Annotated in this window: 1 protein-coding gene and 1 pseudogene; one reads left to right on the top strand and one right to left on the bottom strand. The window is 62.6% G+C overall.

Features of this window, described 5'->3' with window-relative positions:
• Positions 1-103 precede the first annotated feature (103 nt).
• Positions 104-412, bottom strand: coding sequence for an ATP-dependent Clp protease adapter ClpS (gene clpS, locus K728_RS0107055; protein WP_019481201.1), 309 nt, complete (start codon positions 410-412; stop codon positions 104-106).
• Positions 413-565: 153 nt separating this feature from the next.
• Between clpS and K728_RS0107050 the strand changes: the two are divergent.
• Positions 566-966: pseudogene (locus K728_RS0107050) on the top strand (nicotinate phosphoribosyltransferase); the annotation flags it as partial.

The following is a 966-nucleotide window of genomic DNA, read 5'->3' as shown; positions in this document are numbered from 1 at the left end:
CTGCCGCTCCCCCGAATCCAGGGTGCCGATGATCCCACGACGGGTTGCCTTGAATGCCTTGGCCAAGAATTCTCCTTAACGCACAGTTACTGGGTAGCTCGCCTCAGGGGGCGTCGGACTTCTGGAACGTCGCCCAGAGTCCGTAGGAATGCATGGCCAGCGTGTCCCGCTCGGCCTCTTCCCGGCTGCCACCGGCGACCACCGACTTACCCGCCTCGTGGACTTCCATCATGAGCTTGTTCGCCTTGGCTTCGCTGTACCCGAAATAGGTCTGGAACACGTAGCTGACATAACTCATGAGATTGACCGGATCATTCCAGACGATCACTACCCACGGGATATCACTAGCGGTCAGCTGGTCGGTGTCCGTTTCCTCGAGCCGTTCGGTGTCCGGAGCGGTGCCAACAGTCATAGCACCATTGTAGAACGCAGGTCGGGTGACAGGATTCCGGTTGTGTCGGCGCCCAAACGGGTTAGAGTCGTGACTGTGAGCCCCACCAACTCCGCCCCGGTCGTCAGCACCCGGGCCAGCACCGCCCTGTATACGGACCACTACGAGCTGACCATGCTTCAGGCCGCCCTGCATTCCGGGGCTGCGCACCGGAAATCGGTTTTCGAAGCTTTCGCACGGCGCCTCCCGGAGGGCCGACGCTATGGGGTGGTGGCCGGAACGGGACGCCTGCTGGAGAGCCTCGAAAACTTTCGCTTCGGCACTGAACAGCTGGACCACCTGTCAGCGGCCGGAGTGGTGGACACCCTCACTCTTGACTGGCTGGCCGACTTCCGCTTCGGCGGGAACGTCTGGGGTTATGCCGAGGGCGAGGCGTACTTCCCGCACTCCCCCATCCTGATCGTTGAGGGAACCTTCGCCGAGGCCTGCATCCTGGAAACCCTGGTGCTCTCCATCCTCAACCACGACTGTGCGATTGCCTCGGCCGCGTCACGGATGACCGGGGCGGCCGGCAG

This window comes from Arthrobacter sp. CAL618 (assembly GCF_000468215.1).
In the GTDB taxonomy this organism is placed as follows: Bacteria; Actinomycetota; Actinomycetes; order Actinomycetales; family Micrococcaceae; genus Arthrobacter_D.
The sequence above is the reverse complement of the archived record's forward strand: the minus strand, read 5'-3'. Positions and strand labels throughout refer to the sequence as shown.

Excerpts from the sequence above, each read along its gene's own strand:
- clpS (WP_019481201.1), bottom strand. The coding sequence starts at position 412 with ATGACTGTTGGCACCGCTCCGGACACCGAACGGCTCGAGGAAACGGAC.